Origin of the sequence: Enterococcus sp. DIV0703, assembly GCF_051711065.1 — a bacterium.
Lineage (GTDB): Bacteria > Bacillota > Bacilli > Lactobacillales > Enterococcaceae > Enterococcus_B > Enterococcus_B hirae.
The window spans coordinates 1,036,449-1,055,618 of record NZ_JBIOLX010000001.1 but is presented as its reverse complement, the minus strand read 5'-3'; the positions used below and the strand labels follow the sequence as shown (position 1 = coordinate 1,055,618).

Annotated in this window: 15 protein-coding genes; 4 read left to right on the top strand and 11 right to left on the bottom strand. The window is 36.2% G+C overall.

Annotation, left to right across the window (positions count from 1 at the left end):
- Positions 1-148 precede the first annotated feature (148 nt).
- On the top strand, positions 149-1,828 hold the full coding sequence (locus tag IGK81_RS04785; RefSeq protein ID WP_241767372.1) for a hypothetical protein: 1,680 nt from the start codon (positions 149-151) through the stop codon (positions 1,826-1,828).
- A gap of 507 nt (positions 1,829-2,335) precedes the next feature.
- Here IGK81_RS04785 and IGK81_RS04780 read toward each other — a convergent pair.
- The 4 genes from IGK81_RS04780 to IGK81_RS04765 form a co-directional block, all read right to left on the bottom strand.
- Positions 2,336-2,611: an HU family DNA-binding protein gene (locus IGK81_RS04780; protein WP_002290178.1), complete on the bottom strand. Its 276-nt coding sequence runs from the start codon at positions 2,609-2,611 to the stop codon at positions 2,336-2,338.
- Positions 2,612-2,855: 244 nt separating this feature from the next.
- Entirely contained in the window at positions 2,856-4,166 is a 1,311-nt protein-coding gene (gene der / locus IGK81_RS04775) for a ribosome biogenesis GTPase Der (RefSeq protein ID WP_412003908.1), read from the bottom strand.
- A gap of 816 nt (positions 4,167-4,982) precedes the next feature.
- On the bottom strand, positions 4,983-5,945 hold the full coding sequence (locus IGK81_RS04770) for a LacI family DNA-binding transcriptional regulator (RefSeq protein WP_010737356.1): 963 nt from the start codon (positions 5,943-5,945) through the stop codon (positions 4,983-4,985).
- Position 5,946: 1 nt separating this feature from the next.
- Positions 5,947-7,386, bottom strand: a complete 1,440-nt coding sequence (locus tag IGK81_RS04765; RefSeq protein WP_034700272.1) for a sucrose-6-phosphate hydrolase — start codon at positions 7,384-7,386, stop codon at positions 5,947-5,949.
- 184 nt (positions 7,387-7,570) lie between these two features.
- Here IGK81_RS04765 and IGK81_RS04760 point away from each other — a divergent pair, with 184 nt between their 5' ends.
- On the top strand, positions 7,571-9,514 hold the full coding sequence (locus IGK81_RS04760) for a sucrose-specific PTS transporter subunit IIBC (protein WP_010719566.1): 1,944 nt from the start codon (positions 7,571-7,573) through the stop codon (positions 9,512-9,514).
- Between the two features lie 224 nt (positions 9,515-9,738).
- Positions 9,739-10,611, top strand: coding sequence for an ROK family protein (locus tag IGK81_RS04755; protein WP_010737353.1), 873 nt, complete (start codon positions 9,739-9,741; stop codon positions 10,609-10,611).
- A 311-nt stretch (positions 10,612-10,922) separates the two neighbouring features.
- Here the strand turns inward: IGK81_RS04755 and rpsA are convergent, their stop codons facing one another.
- From rpsA to IGK81_RS04730, 5 genes are all read right to left on the bottom strand, one after another.
- Positions 10,923-12,155 carry a 30S ribosomal protein S1 gene (rpsA, locus tag IGK81_RS04750; RefSeq protein WP_010719568.1) on the bottom strand — a complete coding sequence of 411 codons (1,233 nt, stop codon included), beginning with the start codon at positions 12,153-12,155 and terminating at the stop codon, positions 10,923-10,925.
- A 124-nt stretch (positions 12,156-12,279) separates the two neighbouring features.
- The gene (gene cmk, locus IGK81_RS04745) at positions 12,280-12,957 is read right to left on the bottom strand and encodes a (d)CMP kinase (RefSeq protein ID WP_010719569.1); all 678 of its coding nucleotides are present in this window, start codon (positions 12,955-12,957) and stop codon (positions 12,280-12,282) included.
- A gap of 46 nt (positions 12,958-13,003) precedes the next feature.
- Positions 13,004-13,630, bottom strand: a complete 627-nt coding sequence (locus tag IGK81_RS04740; RefSeq protein WP_034700270.1) for an SAG1386/EF1546 family surface-associated protein — start codon at positions 13,628-13,630, stop codon at positions 13,004-13,006.
- An 84-nt stretch (positions 13,631-13,714) separates the two neighbouring features.
- Positions 13,715-15,106 (bottom strand): RecQ family ATP-dependent DNA helicase, encoded by a 1,392-nt coding sequence (locus tag IGK81_RS04735; protein WP_034700267.1) that lies wholly within the window; start codon positions 15,104-15,106, stop codon positions 13,715-13,717.
- Positions 15,090-16,118 (bottom strand): helix-turn-helix domain-containing protein, encoded by a 1,029-nt coding sequence (locus IGK81_RS04730; protein ID WP_034700265.1) that lies wholly within the window; start codon positions 16,116-16,118, stop codon positions 15,090-15,092. Before IGK81_RS04730 ends, IGK81_RS04735 begins: the two co-directional genes overlap by 17 nt.
- 30 nt (positions 16,119-16,148) lie before the next feature.
- Between IGK81_RS04730 and IGK81_RS04725 the strand changes: the two genes are divergently transcribed.
- Positions 16,149-16,367 (top strand): ferredoxin, encoded by a 219-nt coding sequence (locus tag IGK81_RS04725; RefSeq protein ID WP_010719573.1) that lies wholly within the window; start codon positions 16,149-16,151, stop codon positions 16,365-16,367.
- Between the two features lie 374 nt (positions 16,368-16,741).
- On the opposite strand, the gene IGK81_RS04720 is transcribed toward IGK81_RS04725, so the two are convergent.
- Positions 16,742-17,467, bottom strand: coding sequence for an alpha/beta hydrolase (locus tag IGK81_RS04720; RefSeq protein WP_034700392.1), 726 nt, complete (start codon positions 17,465-17,467; stop codon positions 16,742-16,744).
- A gap of 285 nt (positions 17,468-17,752) precedes the next feature.
- A complete protein-coding gene (locus IGK81_RS04715; protein WP_034700263.1) occupies positions 17,753-19,093 on the bottom strand; it encodes a M20 family metallopeptidase in 1,341 nt (446 codons plus the stop codon).
- Positions 19,094-19,170: the final 77 nt, after the last annotated feature.

Here is a 19,170-nt window from a genome sequence, read left to right as displayed (position 1 = left end):
GGACTTTGCTTTTCATTTTATAAAACGGAGAAATGGATTAAGCAATTTTATTCAACTAAATTTCATCAAAAATGAGGGATAAGTTTTGTCAAAAATAAATAAAAAATCAGTTACAGCAATTTTAATTATCTCCCTATGTGCTTTTTTTATGGTTTCACCTCAAATTTATAAACATGCACTCATTGTTTCAAATGACTGGGTATTTCATATGAACCGTTTCTATGACACGGCTATGCAATTAAAAAATGGCACGTTTAATTATTTCCAATCCATCTACGGTTTTAGCCAATCGGGAAGAGTCATCAATGCCCTTTATGGAACCGACTTTGCCTATTTACATGGACTGTTACTTTTAATTTTTAAAACTTGGTTCAGATTCCAACTTGTATCTACTTTTCTGTGTTACTTCACTGCCGGTACATCGATGTATTTCCTTGGACGGTACTGCCATTTAGAGCAAAAAATTGCTACTGGGATGGCTATTTTATACATGGGTACACCTACCATTTTTTACTATACTCTTGCCCAAAATTTTTCTGGTTGGGGTGCTGCCTTTTTACCTCTTATTTTTATTCCAGCTGTTAGAATGATAAGAAATCGGGAAAACCCAATCCAACCTGTTGTGCTAGGAGGAACCATTTCATTATTGCTATCTGTCCATATGTTTTCAACCTTACTAGCCGTAGCCGCTTTGATTCCCTTTTTCCTTGTAGGTTTTCTTCACTCGAACAAAAAAATAGTAATAATCAAACAGGCTCTACTAGCAGTGGTGATCGCTATCGGTCTTTCTTTCAATACGTTTACTGCTTTTCTGGATTTGTCCAATGATACCTTGATTCCACCATACGCAGTAACTGATCTATTATCGAATAGTACTTCACTTTCGTTTGGTTCAATTGGCTGGACAAACTTTGGACTAATCCTTTCTATGATATTTGTTTTTCAACTTGTGTTTACTATCGTCCACTTTAATAAACTCAGTGTGTTGGAAAAAACAATCAACTTAGTCGGAGCATTCTTTTTACTTGTCTCTTCTAAATACATTCCTTGGAATGATATCGGCAATTATTTTACATTTGTTCGCAAAATGCAATTTCCACAAAGACTGGGTTGCCTCGCATGTATCTTATTAATACTAGGGTTCGGTTTTACCATTCAAAAAGCCTTTGTAACTTTAGAGAAACAATCGGTTTTAAAAATCAGTGTGCCACTATTACTGACTTTTTCATTGTTAAATTTAACAGGTGGCTATGCTTTAATTTCGGATACAGCAGCTATCTGGAATAGTGATGCCCCACTTTCTAAAGACACAAGTGCTGCTGAAACCTTAGAAAGTAATGCAAGTAATATTCGTCACCTATTTGGAGGCAATGCTGATCTATCTGCTGCTTTACAAATACACAGAAAACCGATGGCTGACTATTTACCTGCTAGTGGTGGACAATTGGAAGATCCTTACAAAGCTTATAAAGAGGACGTTTTACACAATTCTATCCCTCTTAAAAGATCAATTGACAAACAAGGGAATATACATCTAACTTTCACTGCTAAAGATACAAATAAAATAACTTTACCAGTAATCATTTACCACAATAGTTCTCTCATAATCAATGGAAAATCTAGAAGTGAAGCACAATATTCACTGACTTCAATAGGCGCTCTAAGAATTTCTCCAAAGATTGGTACAAATGAAATTATTGTAGGATATAAACCAGGTAAACTATTCAGATCAGCTATTTATATCCGAATATTAACAGTGGTTATCATCATTGCTTACTATATGAGCAAACGATGCAAATTTTTCAGTAAAAACAAACGCACGCAATAACCGATGAGCAAAAGATTTTTTCTAAACAGCCAGATAGAAAAATGAGACAATGAGCGAAGCAAGCAACTTTGAATAAATAAGAGGTTGTAAAAATAACGACTATCTTATTCATTAAGATAGTTTGAAAAAATAGCTTTTCGTCAATAATGACTGAGAAGTTTTGTATTAAAAATCTGGGACAGAATGAACCGTATTCTGCCTCAGATTTTTTTATTATCGTTTAAAGAAAGGTTGTGAAAGCATCGGAGCTTCAATGACAATAAGAAAAGATTTTTTGAAATAGCTTTTCCTGGTTTAAAAAAGCATCGCTTATTGCTGAGGAGTTGCTTCTTGCAGACCATTTACTCATTTTTAAACTGAAAAATAAGATTTATATCTCAGATTCATAAATAACGGAGACGCAAAGTACCCTTCTTCTCTAACTTCTTCACTCTAAAACTCAAAACAATAGGAAATATAAAAAAGCACTTGCAGCTTAAAGCCACAAGCGCTTTTTTATGAGCCGTATTATTTAACAGCGTCTTTTAATGCTTTACCTGGTTTGAATGCAGGTACTTTGCTAGCTGGGATTTCGATTTCTTCACCAGTTTGTGGATTACGTCCTTTACGTGCAGCACGTTCGCGAACTTCAAAGTTACCAAAACCGATTAATTGAACTTTTTCGCCGTTAGCTAAAGCATCTTGAATAGTTGAAAATACAGCATCGACTGCTGCAGTTGCATCTTTTTTAGTTAAGTCAGTAGCTGAAGCAACTTTTTCGATTAATTCTGCTTTGTTTGCCATGGATAGATTCACCTCCTCCACAAGAGATATGATGTAAAACATCAGTTTAGTTAAAAACATTCTGAGTGGTCCAGAAGTTTAAAAGAAATATTGATCTAGTTCAATATTCTGTTATCACGATATCATATAAACCGCTTAATAGCAAGGTTTTTACCATTTTTCACGTGCTTTTTTTAGTCATAAAAACGTAATAAACAAAACCACCTATTTTTTTTGAAAAAAATCTGCCGATGTGGTAAAATGCCTATTTTCGTCTTCTTGGAATGATTCGGATCGAAGTTCCTTCGAAAGTAAATGCTTTACGAATTTGATTTTCTAAGAAACGTTCATAAGAAAAATGCATTAACTCTTCTTCGTTAACAAAAACGACGAAGGTTGGTGGTTTTACAGCCACTTGCGTAGCATAGAAAATCTTCAAACGCTTCCCTTTATCTGTTGGAGTCGGGTTGATCGCTACTGCATCCATGATGATATCATTCAAGACAGCAGACGGCACACGCAAGTTTTGATTCATACTTACTTCTTCGATCATTTCAGGTAAACGTTCTAAACGTTGTTTTGTGACTGCTGATACGAAGACGATTGGCGCGTAATCTAAATAACGAAATTCTTCACGAATTTCTTGCTCAAAATCACGCATCGTATTGGTTTCTTTTTTGACAAGATCCCATTTGTTTACCACGATGATCACACCACGTCCTGCTTCATGAGCGTATCCAGCTACCCGTTTGTCTTGCTCACGGATTCCTTCTTCAGCATTCAAAACCATCAAAACGATGTCGGAACGGTCAATGGCACGCATCGCACGCATCACACTGTATTTTTCGGTATTTTCATATACTTTTCCACGCTTACGCATTCCTGCAGTATCGATCATTAAAAATTTCTGACCGTTATCAGATACAAAGTGAGTATCGATAGCATCTCTAGTTGTTCCTTCTATATCCGAAACGATCACTCGTTCTTCTCCTAGAATCGCATTAATCAAGGAAGATTTCCCAACATTTGGGCGGCCGATCAAACTAAATTTGATCGTATCATCCTCTTCTTCTTCCCCATCATTTGAAAAGTGTTTAATTGCTTCATCTAATACGTCACCGATCCCTAAACCGTGACTCCCTGACACTGGATATGGATCACCCAATCCTAATGAATAAAATTCGTAAATATCATTTCGCATTTCGGGATTATCCACTTTGTTAACTGCTAAAATCACAGGTTTATTACTACGGTATAAAATTTTTGCTACTACTTCATCTGCATCGGTGACTCCTTCACGTCCGCTGACAACACAGATGATGACATCTGCTTCTTCAATCGCGATTTCTGCTTGATGCTTGATTTGATCCATGAATGGTTCGTCACTTAAATCAATCCCACCTGTATCGATCACACTGAATTCTCGACCTAACCATTCGCCTTTAGCATAAATACGATCGCGAGTTACTCCTGGAGTATCTTCGACAATCGAGATACGCTCGCCAGCGATGCGGTTAAAAATCGTAGACTTGCCGACGTTCGGGCGGCCAACGATTGCAATTGTTGGATTTGCCATATTTTTTCCTCCTCACAAGTTTCCAATCTTACTTAGTGTAACGAAAGCTTTGCGAACTTTCAAGCATTGTTCGCTAAAATTACGCAAGTATTTATTCATTGGACAACTTTTTTTCATAAAACATCAAAGTGAATATTGAACCCTAGGAAACCATCTTTTATTCTTGTTTCTTTGGTTAAAGAACTACATTGTTCAAATAACCCTAAAAACCATATTCAGAACCGCCAGATGAGCGTTAGCCTAAATATTCACACACTACTGAACTTAAAATCGATCAGTGACATTTGATTATAGCATAATTTGTTTCTCTCGTTTTCATTTTCTACTCTTTTTATTGTTTCATGATATGTGAAAGCTCTTTTCTTCACTCTCATTCTTTCAACGATCTTCATATTCTCAAACTCTCAGTTTATCTAGCGCAATATCCTAATTCCTTATTCTAGCCTGTATTTTCTTATGGTCACTTCATTAGTCCCACTGTGCTTACAATATAGCCTGATGCCCAAAAATGTTGATTTTCAAACTCAAATTAATATTTTCATGTTTACCAGAAATTATTAACGTCCTTTTTTCTTTTAAATAGCCTGTAAAACTGGACATGCATATTTCATTAATCTACAACCGGAAAGTTTATGCCATATCTAGCTATGAGAAATAAGCCGAAGAATCCAAAAATAGTTCCTCCTATTTTTGGTATTCTTCAGCAATTTTTTGTTAAAGCAACTTCTTGAACCATGTGGATAAGGTCGTGAAAGAAGCGATCAGCTCCAAATTTTTTTGAACGAATGTGATAAACATCAAGAAAAGAATTTGACGTTAAATGCTCCCTCCAGGAAGTAATGAGATTGGCAAAATGTAATCCTTGCTTGTCTTTTCATTCTTCATTTTTTTCAGAAGAACATCAACAATCAGACTTGCGATTTCATCAATTGGTTGTCTGATTGTGGTCAATTGTGGGAAAAATTTCTCAACAAAAGATGTTCCATCATAGCCAATAATTTTTAGATCTTCTGGGATATTAAGTTTAAGCTGATGAGCAATTTTCATAGTAAGAATGGCTGTTAGATCATCAGAAACAAAAATACCATCTGGTTTGTGACTTAGGATCGTCGACTTGATTTCCATTTCTCGACGAATCGTAGAGAGATTATTAGGAATTTTGAAAACTTTGCCATTTGGATTTTGAAAAGAAAAACCAAGCGCACGTAACCCTGTTGGAGAATCCGTATTGTCATTTCCTGTAATCATAATACTATTTTGACAACCATTTTTTTGTAACGTTTTAGCAGCCAGTTTTCCACCTTCAAAGTTGTCTGAAGAAACAATGGAAACATTGGGAGCTAAGTTTCTATCAAAAGCGACAATAGGTGCTCCCACACGCTCATAATCAGCAATTCCAAGATTATGACTAGATGAGATAATCCCATCAACTTGATTCGCTTCAAGCATTTCAATATATTCCCGCTCTTTAGCAGGATCGTTCTGACTATTGCAAATAATTGTTTTATAGCCATGTTTGAATAATTCGATTTCCAGATACTCAATCAGTTCAGAGTAGAAGATATTACTGATATTAGGAAAAATAAGCCCAATAAGTTGGGGTGACTTTCCTTGAAGTCCACGTGCTAGATTATTAGGTTTGTAACCAAGAGTTTTCATAGCTTCATGAACTTTTTGTTTTGTTTTTTCCGATAGATATCCCTTATTGTTAATGACACGTGAAACGGTAGTTGGGCTAACTCCAGCTAGTTCAGCGACATCAGATAATTTTGCTACCATATTAATATTTTAATTCAAAGTATTTTCCAGTCGGTTCACCTGATTTAAGTTGAATACCATTTTGGTGTTTCTCAGGGAATACGCGACTGGTAAATACTTTTTCTCCTTTATTAATAAAAATCTCAATGATTGAATTATCTACAAAAATGTTAGCAATTGTTTCTTTAGTATCAATTGAGCATTCACGAATCGTACCAAAGTCAGTGGCATATTGAATGCCTGCTTTACTGCGATCTAAAATAATTTTTCCTTCTTTGGTATCTACAATCAAGCTAAGTCCATTTCCTTTACTATCAGAGAAAAGAAGTAACTCCGATTTCTGATTTGGAGGAAAGATTAGTTCAAGCTCATAAGTATTATTTGTTTCTGCTTTTGCTGTAAATTGTTCAGAACTAGCACGTAATGATGTAATAGCTTCTACTGGATATTGGTAAAGTTTACCATCTTTTATTGAAAGTTCTTTTACAAGACTCATTGCTCCCTGATAATCATACTTATCAGTTGGATAATCGATATCAGGTAGTCCAATCCAACTGACAATCAGAGCACGACCATCAGGAGTATTGAATCCTTGAGTCGCATACGCTTCAAATCCATAATCAAGATTTTGAATTTCTGAAGTGCCCACAAGTTTTACTTTTTCTATGTCAAGCGATTGACAGATCTTAAAAGTATTTGGGTAGATATTCCCATAATTAAGCTCAGATTTATCCAACCCTTGAGGACAATAAATGAAAACAGGTTTTTTGTCTACAAATACCAGATTTGGACACTCAATCATGTATTCTGAACCAGTGCCGCCAAAATCAAGGTCGCCAACTTCTTCCCATGTTTCCACGTTATTGTCATCCGCTTTGTAAAGTTTGATAAAGCCTGATTTTTCTAAATTTTGTGCTCCAACAATCGCATACAATTGTCCTTCATAATTAAACATTTGTGGATCACGAAAATGATCAGTTACATCAGCAGGTGGATGAATAAGAACATTCTCACCTTTCGTAATGTTGTAGTCTTTATCCATCCATGCTCCGATTTGAAGTGTATCACGTTCCCAATTTTCATTTCGAACGTTCCCTGTATAGAGTAAGAATAGATTCCCCTCTATTTCATATGCAGAACCGGAATAAGCGCCGTGGCTATCTCGTTTTGTGTCTGGAAGAAGTTCTGCTCCTGTTACATGAAAATGAACTAAGTCATCTGATTCAGTGTGTACCCATTCTTTCAACCCATGAGCAGCTCCAAATGGCCAATTTTGATAAAAAAGCGTATATTTTCCGTTAAAAAAAGAAAAACCATTAGGATCGTTTAACAATCCTGTTTTAGGTTCGATATGATAGCTAGCACGCCAAGGTGATCGTTTTACATTATCCTTAACTTTATCCATCTCATCTTTAGTCCAATCAGAATAAGCACGATATCGTATTTCTCGAGGTAAGTTCATATTTTACTCCTTCAATTTATCTTTTTACAACTAGTATGGTAAACGTTTTCCGTTGAAAAATCAATCATTTCATTTAAAAAAATAAATTATATGACAAACGTTTGACATATTTTTAAGATATGCTAAAATAAATTTGCATTTCAGTGAACCGTTTTCACGTAAAAATAAAAAAGGAGTGATTCGAATGAATTACAGTAAAGTAGCTTCCGACGTAATACAAGCGGTCGGAAAAGATAACCTTATTGCAGCTGCACACTGCGCAACACGTCTTCGTCTCGTACTAAAAGATGACACGAAAGTGAATCAAAAAGCTTTAGACGAAAATCCAGATGTAAAAGGCACATTTAAAATTGATGGACAATATCAAGTGATTATCGGTGCAGGTGATGTTAATTTCGTTTATGACGAACTTATCAAAAAAACTGGACTTTCGGAAATTTCAACAGATGATTTAAAACAAATTGCTAGTAAAGATAAAAAATTCAACCCCATTATGGCATTAATTAAATTATTATCAGATATTTTTGTTCCAATTATACCTGCCCTTGTTGCAGGTGGTTTATTAATGGCATTACAAAACTTTTTAACAGCTGCTGGACTTTTTGGACCAAAATCAATTGAAGAAATGTATCCTGCGATTGAAGGTATTTCCTCAATGATCCAACTGATGTCCGCTGCACCATTTATGTTTTTGCCTATTCTAGTTGGTATTTCCGCTGCTAAACGTTTTGGAGCCAACCAGTTCCTTGGTGCTGCAATTGGAATGATTATGACAACACCACAACTTGGTGGTTCTATGGAATATTGGAATATTTTTGGTTATCATGTCTCACAAACTAACTATGCTTATCAAGTCATTCCTGTGTTAGCAGCTGTTTGGCTATTATCAATACTGGAAAAGTTTTTTCACAAAAAACTTCCATCATCCGTTGACTTTACATTTACCCCCTTATTATCTGTAATCATTACCGGCTTTCTAACCTTCACAGTCATCGGCCCTGTCATGTTATTGCTTTCTAACGGGATTACAGATGCGATCGTTTGGCTATATAATGCAACCGGATTTATTGGAATGGGTATTTTTGGTGGAACTTACTCGTTAATCGTTATGACCGGTCTTCATCAATCATTTCCTGCAATTGAAACGCAGTTACTTTCAGCATGGACTAATGGTATTGGACATGGAGACTTTATATTTGTAGTTGCTTCTATGGCGAACGTTGCCCAAGGTGCTGCAACATTTGCTATCTGGTTCTTGACTAAAAATGCTAAAACAAAAAGTCTTGCTTCCTCTGCAGGGGTATCAGCTCTTCTTGGAATTACTGAACCAGCTCTGTTTGGTGTCAATTTAAAATATCGTTTCCCATTTTTCTGTGCTTTAATTGGTTCGGGAGTTGCCGCTGCAGTAGCAGGTCTACTGAAAGTAGTTGCTGTATCCCTTGGTTCAGCAGGTTTTCTTGGATTTCTTTCAATTAATGCAACCTCTATCCCATTTTATTTACTATGTGAATTAATTAGCTTTGCGATTGCTTTTGCAATTACTTACTTTTATGGAAAAACAAAAGCTTCAGGCATCTTTGCAGCAGAAGCTCTTACGGATCAAACAGTAACGAATCATTCAGAAAACACCCAACAATCCACAGTTACTTCTGGAGAACCTACTAAAACAAATCATTCTTCAGAAACAATCGTTAGTCCCCTTGCTGGTGAAGTGATTGGACTTGATTCAGTAAATGATCCAGTATTTTCTTCAGAGACTATGGGAAAAGGTATTGCGATTAAACCAACTGGGGACACTGTTTATTCTCCAGTAGATGGTACTATTCAAGTTACATTTGAGACTGGACATGCTTACGGTCTTAAATCGAATGATGGCGCTGAAATACTGATTCATATTGGTATTGACACCGTATCGATGGGCGGTAAAGGATTTATACAAAAAGTTACTGCTAATCAAAAAGTAAAAAAAGGAGATATCCTTGGAACGTTTGATCGTACGCTAATTAAAGAAGCAGGACTTGATGATACAACAATGGTTATTGTGACAAATACCGCAGATTATTCAAAAGTGACACCACTTATTAAAGGAACGGTTACCGCTACTACTGATTTACTTGAAGTTGACTAATGGAATAGTCAATAGTACTGATTATTCTTTCTAACCAAAACATCAATAAACGGATAATTTAAAGGGCTATGCGCGATCTGATGTATGTATTAACTGGAATAATAGCGATTTTTCAAAAGAAAATAACAAATAAACGAGTTAAATTCTTTAAAAATCTGAACAATAAATTGGTTAAATGCATAACTGCCCATGAAATCATCTTTAACTATAAGGAGAAATGTTTTATGCTATACGGTGCAATTGAAGCAGGAGGAACAAAATTTGTCTGTGCAGTTGGTAATGCACAATTAGAGGTTATTGAGAGAGTGAGTTTTGAAACTTTGAATCCAGGAGAAACAATGCCACAAGTTGTTTCTTTTTTCAAAAAATATGAAACAGAATTGTCCAGCATTGCTGTTGGTTCTTTCGGGCCTATTGATATCCATCCTGAATCGAAAACATATGGATATATAACCTCAACACCTAAAATACCGTGGAGAAATTTTGATTTTATTGGTTATCTAAAAAGAAATTTTGAGAAAATTCCTTTTTATTGGACAACTGATGTCAATGCTGCAGCTTATGGAGAATATATAGCTGGACATGGTCAAGGCCATTCATTAGTTGTTTATTATACAGTTGGCACAGGTATAGGTGGTGGTGCACTGCAAAATGGAAGATTTATCGAGGGATTCAGTCATCCGGAAATGGGGCATATGATTGTACGTAATCACCCTGACGATCACTTTAAGGGTAACTGCCCTTATCATCAAAATTGTTTAGAAGGTATGGCAGCAGGACCTGCTATCGAAAAGAGAATAGGAATTAAAGGTCAAGATTTAAAGGAAGATCATCCTTTTTGGGACATGGAAGCTTTTTACATTGCCCAATGCATTCATAATACTACAATGATGTTTTCACCGGATATTATCATTCTAGGTGGCGGTGTAATGAAACAAGTCCACTTACAAGAGAAAATTCATCGTGAATTTTCAAAACTTAATCAGAATTATGTTGCTCATCCGAAAATAGAAGAATATATTGTTTTTCCAAAATTAGGAGATCAAGCTGGAATTATCGGTTGTTTAGGGCTAGCCCAAAAAATAGCTTCTAATTAAACAATGATAGAGTTTTGATAGTAGTTTGACAGAAATCTCCAGCTCTGATAAATAGTTTAAGCAAATCATCTATCTAATATCTCCAATTGTGAATACAATATGGCATTTGCACAGCCATTGGGTATGGTCTAAACGATGTACTTTATTAGGTATTCCTTAGCCCTTCTCACAGCACTTGGTTTTATCTTTCACTCGATTTGTGAGTTTAACTAGTTCTAGTGATAATAACAGAAAAAGATCAGTCAATGTTGTAAACATTGATTGATCTTTTTGTCTCATTTCAGTCTTTTTAAAATGAACACTCAAAAATTTTATTTTTCTGAATCATCAGTAGTCGTTTCTTCGACTTCTTCTTTCAAAGCATCACCTAAAAGATCACCCATTGTGAAACCAGTATTTTCTTCTGGTAATTCATAGGTTTCAACATCTTTTGGTTCTTCTTCCGATGCTGGTTTTTCTTCTAAAGCCTTGATGCTAAGGGCAATACGATGTTCTTCAGGATGTACTTCTAAAACTTTTACTTGCACTTCATCCCCTTCATGAAGTACTTCATGAGGTGTAGCGATGTGCTTGTGAGAGATTTGAGAAATATGAACCAGACCTTCTACCCCTGGGAATACTTCTACAAATGCACCAAAGCTTGTCAAACGTTTCACTTTTCCATCTAAAACTGAACCAACAGTGGCTTTTTCTTCAATATCAGTCCAAGGCCCAGGCAACGTGTCTTTAATTGAAAGAGAAACACGTTCTTGTTCAGGATTAATCGAAAGAACTTTTACTTTTACTTCATCCCCAACTGCTAAAGCATCACTAGGCTTCGCCACATGGCTATGTGAGATCTCAGAAACATGGACCAATCCATCAATTCCACCTAAATCAACGAAAGCACCAAAATCAGTTATACGAGCTACTCGTCCGTCGATAACGTCTCCCTCGTGAATATTGGCTAGAATTTCTTTTTTCTTTTCTTCTTTTTCCGTTTCCACAACTGCTTTGTGTGAAAGAATTAAACGGTTTTCTGAAGGTTCGATCTCAACGATCTTGAACGCCAATGTTTGACCTTTGTATTCTGAAAAATCAGCAACAAAATGATCTTCCACCATTGAAGCTGGTACAAAACCACGAACACCTACATCAACGACTAAGCCGCCTTTTACGACATTCGTCACAGGTGCTTCGATGATATTACCTGCTTGGAAATCTTTTTCGATATCTTCCCAAACTTTTTTGGCATCCAAACGGCGTTTTGAAAGCAAATAGCTACCGTTTTCTTTATCTTTTCCGATAGTACTGATAACTACAAGTTCTAGAGTATCTCCTACTTTTACTACCTCGTTGATATCTTCAACAGGTGAAGTAGACAATTCTTTAGCAGGAACGACGCCTTCAACTCCGGCACCTTCGATTCCTACCACAACTTGTTTATCTTCGATTACTAAAACTTCGCCGGATACAACGTCTCCAACGTTTACTTCTTGGACGCTATTCATTGCATCTTCCATTGATTGACTGTTTTCTGTTTGATTTTGTTCAAATTCTGTCATAACATTTGTCCTCCTAACCAACATTCTGCCGTAACAACGGTACTAATTTTAGTTTAATTGATTATTAAAAAAAAATAAAGCGATTTCGTTTGGTTTACCCTAAAAATCCTGAGTTTTTCCCTTTTTACAAAAGATAGCCTTTTTCTGTGACCACTTTTTTGATGGATTGGACAACTTCCGTAATCGATTTTCCAGTAGTGTCGATTCGAATAGCATCATCCGCTTGTCTTAAAGGGGATACTTTTCTTGTAGAATCATAATGATCTCTCTCTTGGATTTCCTTCGTAAGAGTTTCCAACTCTGTTGGTATCCCTTTTTCAATATTTTCTTTATAGCGTCTTTGTGCCCGTTCTGTTACACTTGCTACTAAAAATATTTTCACTTCTGCCTGAGGTAAAACAGAAGTACCAATATCTCGGCCGTCCATTACAACCCCACCATGTTCACCAATTTTACGTTGGATCGAAACCAGTGCTTCACGTACTTTTTGATGAGCAGAAACTTCAGAAACTGCCTTGGTCACATCTGGCTGACGAATTTCTGTAGTTACATCTTGGTCTGCCACCAAAACGTGTTGACCGTCTGTCTCTTGGATAAAAGAGATTGGATAGGCTTGGATCAGCTTTACGAGTTGCTCTTCATCTCCAAAAGGTACTTGATGTTTTATCGCTAGATACGTAATGGCACGATACATGGCGCCTGTATCGGTATAAATATAGTTGTATTCTTTTGCCAAAATTTTTGCAACAGTACTTTTACCTGACGAAGCAGGTCCATCTATTGCAATACTGATTTGTGTCATGCTATAACTCCCTTTTCAAAAAAAAAGCCGCAGATCGCGGCTAAGATTATTTAACTTTTAATTGTTGTCCAGGATAAATCATATAATTATTTGGATCTAAACCATTTAATGCAAATAATTGATCAATAGTGATCCCGGCACGTTCAGCTACTTGTTTAGGTCCGTCACCTGGTTGAACAGTCACTGTTGATCCATCTGCAGCAGCCGAAGAGGATGGTGTTGTCGCTTCTTCTACCGTGCTAGTTGGTTGTGTTTCTTGTTGGTAAGTAGACGTTGTCGAAGGCGTTGTTTCCTCTGGTACAGTAGTACTTTGTGGTGTACTTGCTACTACTGATTCTGTCTGAGTAGTGCTTTCAGGCTCCGTACTTGATTCTTTTGTTGATGATATTTCTGATGAGGTCGTACTTTCCACTACAGAAGACGTTGTTGTAGTTGATGATGCACTTGAAGCATTGGAAGACCCATTTCTAATCCAGAAGTAAGCTCCCGCTGGAATTGCAATGCACAATACTAATAATACTAAGAAGAGAGACAAAAACAGCGTGTTGCCTTTCTTTTGTTGTCGTTGAGAACTTCTTGAAGAAACTTCGTCTTCAGTGTCATAAATCGGTTGTTCCCATGGCTCTTGTGTTTCATTATTTTCTGATGAATGATGTCTATCTTTTCTGCTCACCTTATTAACCTCCTAATTTCTATCGTGAATATTATACCATAGCCAGAACGCGATTGTCTTATAAATTTTCTATCCAATGTTTTTTTAAAATAAATTTAGTAAAATATCTTGCCACTGTTTTAGCTCTACAGATGGGCTGACTTCTCTATTTTCCTGACTCGTAAGGACCGCTCCATCAATATCACAACATTTTTCTGGTTTTTTTATCAGTTTCTCCCCAAAGTATTCAAGAATCAGCGCTCTTCGACAAGTCTTTGCATTGACATAATGAAGCATTTGTTGTAGTCGATATTCCTTTTCTTTTTCTTGGCGTTTTAGCCGATTTAACCACTCTTGCGGATTGCTCGTTTGTGCAATTATTTCTAACCATTTTTGTTGAATCTCATCGAATTGTTCTTGTTCATTGCTATGATATTGCAGATAAATTTCAAAACTTTGTCGTTGTTCTCTAGAAAGTTGATTAAAAAAATAATGAATGCGTTCGTCATTTTCTTTGTATAAAAGAATCGCTTCACTCGCCTGTTGATCTCTTCCCGCACGCCCGATTTCTTGAACATAATTTTCTAAACTATCTGGTAAATCGTAATGGACAACATAACGGATATCTGGCTTATCGATGCCCATACCAAAAGCATTCGTCGCAATCAAAAATTGAAGTTTATTTTGACTAAATTGTTGTTGCAACTGTCGCCTTTGTGATGCCTCTAATCCACCATGATAATAGCCGATAGTAAAACGTGAGCGAAATAGCTGATACAAACGCTCTACCTCTTTCTTTGTCGCACAATAAATAATCATCGAGCCTTTTGCTTGTTTCATCAGGTCCTCTAGATCAGCTTCTTTTTGGGAAGTCTTTTTGACATATAAAGCAATATTTTGTCGATTAACCGAATGGATAATTCGAACTGGCACTTCTTGAAACAAGACAGTTTCAATATCATGTTGCACGGCTGTAGTAGCGGTTGCTGTCAAGGCAAGCGTTACTGGAGAGCCTAATTTCTGAGCAATTTCTCCTAGTTGTTGGTATTCCGGACGGAAATCTACCCCCCACTGAGAAACGCAATGCGCCTCATCGATCACATATAACCCAATTTTTTGTTTTTGTAATTGTTCTATCACATCTTTTTGCGTCAACATTTCTGGACTTAAAAATAAAAATTTATAATTGGACAAATGATTTAACACATAATATCGTTCCGTTCTAGATAGTAAACTATTGAAAGCAACAACTCGCTTTTCTCCTTGTTTCTGTAGTTGCATCACCTGATCCTCCATCAATGAAAGCAAAGGTGAAACAATGATAACCATTCCTTCACGCAGATAACCGGTCAGTTGGTAGCATAGACTTTTTCCATTTCCTGTCGGTAACACTGCGAGGACATCTTGGTCATTCAATAAAGACTGGATGATTTCTTCTTGTCCTGAACGAAACGAAGTAAATCCAAAACGTTTTTGTAGTTCATCCTTCAGCGACATTCTTCAGTTCCCCTTTCAATACACCAATTTGATAAAAACGAAACTCTCCATAGTCTAGTGGTGCGACTTCATTTAATTCTCGATAATTCCATTCTTTGATGTTCGATAGTTGACTTAGTCGCTTAAATGTCTGCTTGGTGATCATTTTTTGATAAGGAAAATCAGTTAAATAAAGTTGCCATTCGATCAAATGATCGGTTACTGTTCCTCTTTTTAAATGACGTATCTTCATTACTTCATCAATTGAGCATCCAGATAAAATCAGTTTTCTCGTCGTTAACATACTTTGATTGAAGTTTTGCATAAGTAGTGGTGAAACCAATTGAAAAAGCAACGAATCTTTTTTTTCTTCGATTGTTTTTAGCAGCAGGTGTACTTGCTTTGCTTCATACAATTCACGTTGCACTTCATTGGTTATTTCTGTTAATTGATAAGTTAATAAACCAGGTGACTGGATACCTGAAAATTGATTGGCCAGAAAGTTAGCCGATTCAGTCGTCATCGTTGAAAAGATTTCACTCAGTTCTTGGCTTAATTTTTTTGCTAAAGTTTGTCGATCTAGTTGTGTGTCAGCTAACCATTTTTTTACTTGGATAGTATAATAGGGACTAGTTTCAATCGGTAAGTATTCCTTTTTATTATTTACCAGATGAGAGACAACTTGAACAGCAAACTTGATCAACCGCCAACAATTCTCAGCGGTTCTGCCATAACGATCATAATGGAGCCCTTCTAGATCAATCTTTTTTTCTGCTAAAGTTTTTTCACCTAAATGAGTGATCATCACGCCATCTTCCAGCTGAATAAGGAACTTTTGGTCAACTAATTGGTCAATGATACGTGTAAATTCTTCTTGATTCATTTTAGGAAAACTACCATGTATAAATAATAAATGGTTTAAAAAACTATAAATCAATACCGAACTCGTTCGTTTTCCTGTGATAACTTGGTATAAGGAGCTGATCCTTAACTTGTTTCTTGTTGAAAATAAAGCTAAAATAAATGAAGTCATATTACTCCCCTTAAGAATAGGATGGTCAAAATGTCATTACTATGTAAATTAGTACCTGAGCGCTGTATCGCTTGTGGTCTTTGTCAAATCGAAGCCCCAGATATCTTTGATTATGATGAAGAAGGAATCGTTTTATTTGCGCAAGAACCAGAAGCTCATCAGCAATTTGTTTCTCAAACTGACGAGGAAGCCGTCAGAAAAGCTTATCAAAAATGTCCAGTAAGAGCTATTTTATTAGAGAAATCATGAAAACTAGTTAACCAAATGAATATAGATCAATGTAAGTGTTTCTAATAATGATGATTTGAAAAGTAGGCAGTTGACCTGGAAATGGTGTTTGAACAAATTTCTTTCTATGTTCAAGTGAAAGTTTGAGTTGATTTATCTCTAGTCTATTTATATAAAGATTGTGACTTATGTAGATCTTCGGCAAAGTTTCTGATAAATGGACTTCTGAACTGCCTTAGATAAAGTCATGAAAGAAGCGGGAAGCTACGATAACAATAAGCTTGAATTTTTTTTAACAGTTTCTCATGTTATAAAAAATCCAAGCTTTTTTCAAAGAGCTGATACACACTTTTTACTCATTTTTAAAGTGAGCTGTAAGATTTAGGTCTGGAACTCTATTCTCCTAACCAATTGATTAACGTATTGATAATCGCTGTTTGTTGGTCTTCGTTTGTAATCTTAGCTTTACCGTCTCCCTTTTGTTCCCCATAGCTGCCAAATCCGCCATGATTTCCTCCATTAATCGAAACATATTCTGTTTGCTCAGGTAAATATTCTTTAGCTGATTCATAGGCTTTTTTATTCAAGACTTTATCATTAGAAGCAGTCAGGCTTAATACAGGTAATGTCGTTTTCGCCAATGTACCTTTTTCATCAGGATAGCTTGCTAAGAAAAAGATTCCTTTTAAGTGTTTGTCAGAAGAATGCTGATTAGCATAACGACTCGCCATGACGCCCCCCAATGAGTGTCCACCAATCACATAATTTCGATTTGAAAAGTCTTCTTTGATCTTATCTGCCTTATTCCCACTAAGTATGGCTAAGTCAAGAGGCATCTTAGCGATTGCTACGGAGTACCCACTTTTTGCTAATTGTTCAGCCCAGACACTATAACTAGCTGGTTCAACCAAAGCACCTGGATAAAAAATAACCAGTGGTTTTTGACTTTTTTCTTTCGTCTCAAAAAATAAATAATCTTTTTTATCCTTTCCATTTTGGGCTATTTGACTTGCTTGACTAGATGGTTCATAGGTATTTTGTTGTAAATAGTAGTAACCAGCGCCTCCTGCTAGCCCCAAAAAAATAATTATACCAATTAATACTCGCTTAAATATCTTCACATCTCTCACCTATTCTCCTTTTATCGTACCTATTAATCGATTATAAATTCACACTAAATAAAATACGAATAAATTGCAACTCTTTTTTCTTGAAAAAGAATAAATTTGTTTAGCCAGTGGCACTAAATGCGATCTTTCTTAGACCTGACTCTTCCCCTCAACAAGACCCACTATAACAAAAAAAAGGCTGATGAATGTACATTGACCTTCATCAGCCTTTAACAGTAAGAGAGCAGTTTCGTTCTCTATTGGACTAAAGTGTATTTAGTTGAGCATTTCAAATGATTATTTTCCACACAAACGGTAAACAGCTTCTGCATAGATTTCCATTGCTTTGTACATGCTGCTTAGTTCCCAACGTTCATTTGCCTGATGCATAAAATCAGGGGTATCTGGGAACATTGCACCAAATGCTACACATTGGTTCATCGTCCGTGCAAAAGTTGCACCGCCAGATACAAATGGTTCAGTCATATCACCAGTAATATCACGGTAAGTTCCTAAAAGATTTTTGATCAATTCACTGTCTAATGGAACATAAAGGGAATCTAAGAAGTCAAATTCTTCATAAGTCAACTCATACTTTTTAGCAGTTTCTGTTAGTTTTTCTACGAGTTCATCTTTTTTGAAAGTTACTGGGATACGCATGTCGACCCCGATTTTAGTTTGTTCAGGAGTGATTTCCAGACTAGCAAAGTTCATTGTCAATTCGCCAGATTGTTCATCCACCGTTTTTCCTACCACGTTTTCACCAGTAGCATTTTCTTGAACTAATTGACCTAAGAAGTTGATTGGAGCAAAATCAAATACTTCAGAAAGAGCAATCGCTAAACGAGAGATTGCATTGACACCTTCTGCTGCATCTTTGGCATGGATACTTTTTCCAAGAACGACAATTGATTCTCCTTGATCTTCAAAGTCAAATCCATGTTTTTTCAATGCTTCTTTGACTTCAGCTAATTTTTCACCAGCATAAGGAGCTGCATCTGGAACGACATTCAGTGCGCCACCAGCTTTAACTGAAAATTCAGATGTTCCCGGTCCAGTTAGGTAAGCTTGTAGTAATCCTTTTTCAGCATAAATCAATGGAAACTCTGCATCTGGTGCGAATCCTTGCGTAATACCTTCTTCTTTTTCGTTGTATTTATCTAAACAACGCCACAAGTTTTCTTCATCGGTTCCAAAAATAAATCGGATACGTGTATTAAATTCAACGCCTGCATCCATCAAAGATTTGACAGCATACATTGCAGCGATGGAAGGTCCCTTGTCGTCTTGTGATCCTCGTCCAATCAACCAACCATCTTTGACAGTTGGTTCAAATGGTTTAGAATCCCAATTGTTTTCATCGCCAGCTGGAACGACATCCATATGACACAAGATACCAAATAGCTCATCGCCAGATCCGACTTCCGCATAACCATAATATCCTTCTGGATCTTTAAATGTCTTGAATCCTAGATTTTCACTGATTTCTAACACTTTATCCAATGCTTCGATCACTTTTGTCCCAAAAGGATGCCCTTCACCAGTATCTGATTCGTCCAGAACTGAAGGGATTCGAATCAATTCATTTAAAGATTCCAATGCTTGTTCATGATGTTGTTTTGTTACAAATTGTTTCATGTTACTAGCCTCCTAATATAATAAAAAGGTTATGTCAAAACAACAGACACAACCTCTTTTTTCAAACAATAAATAGT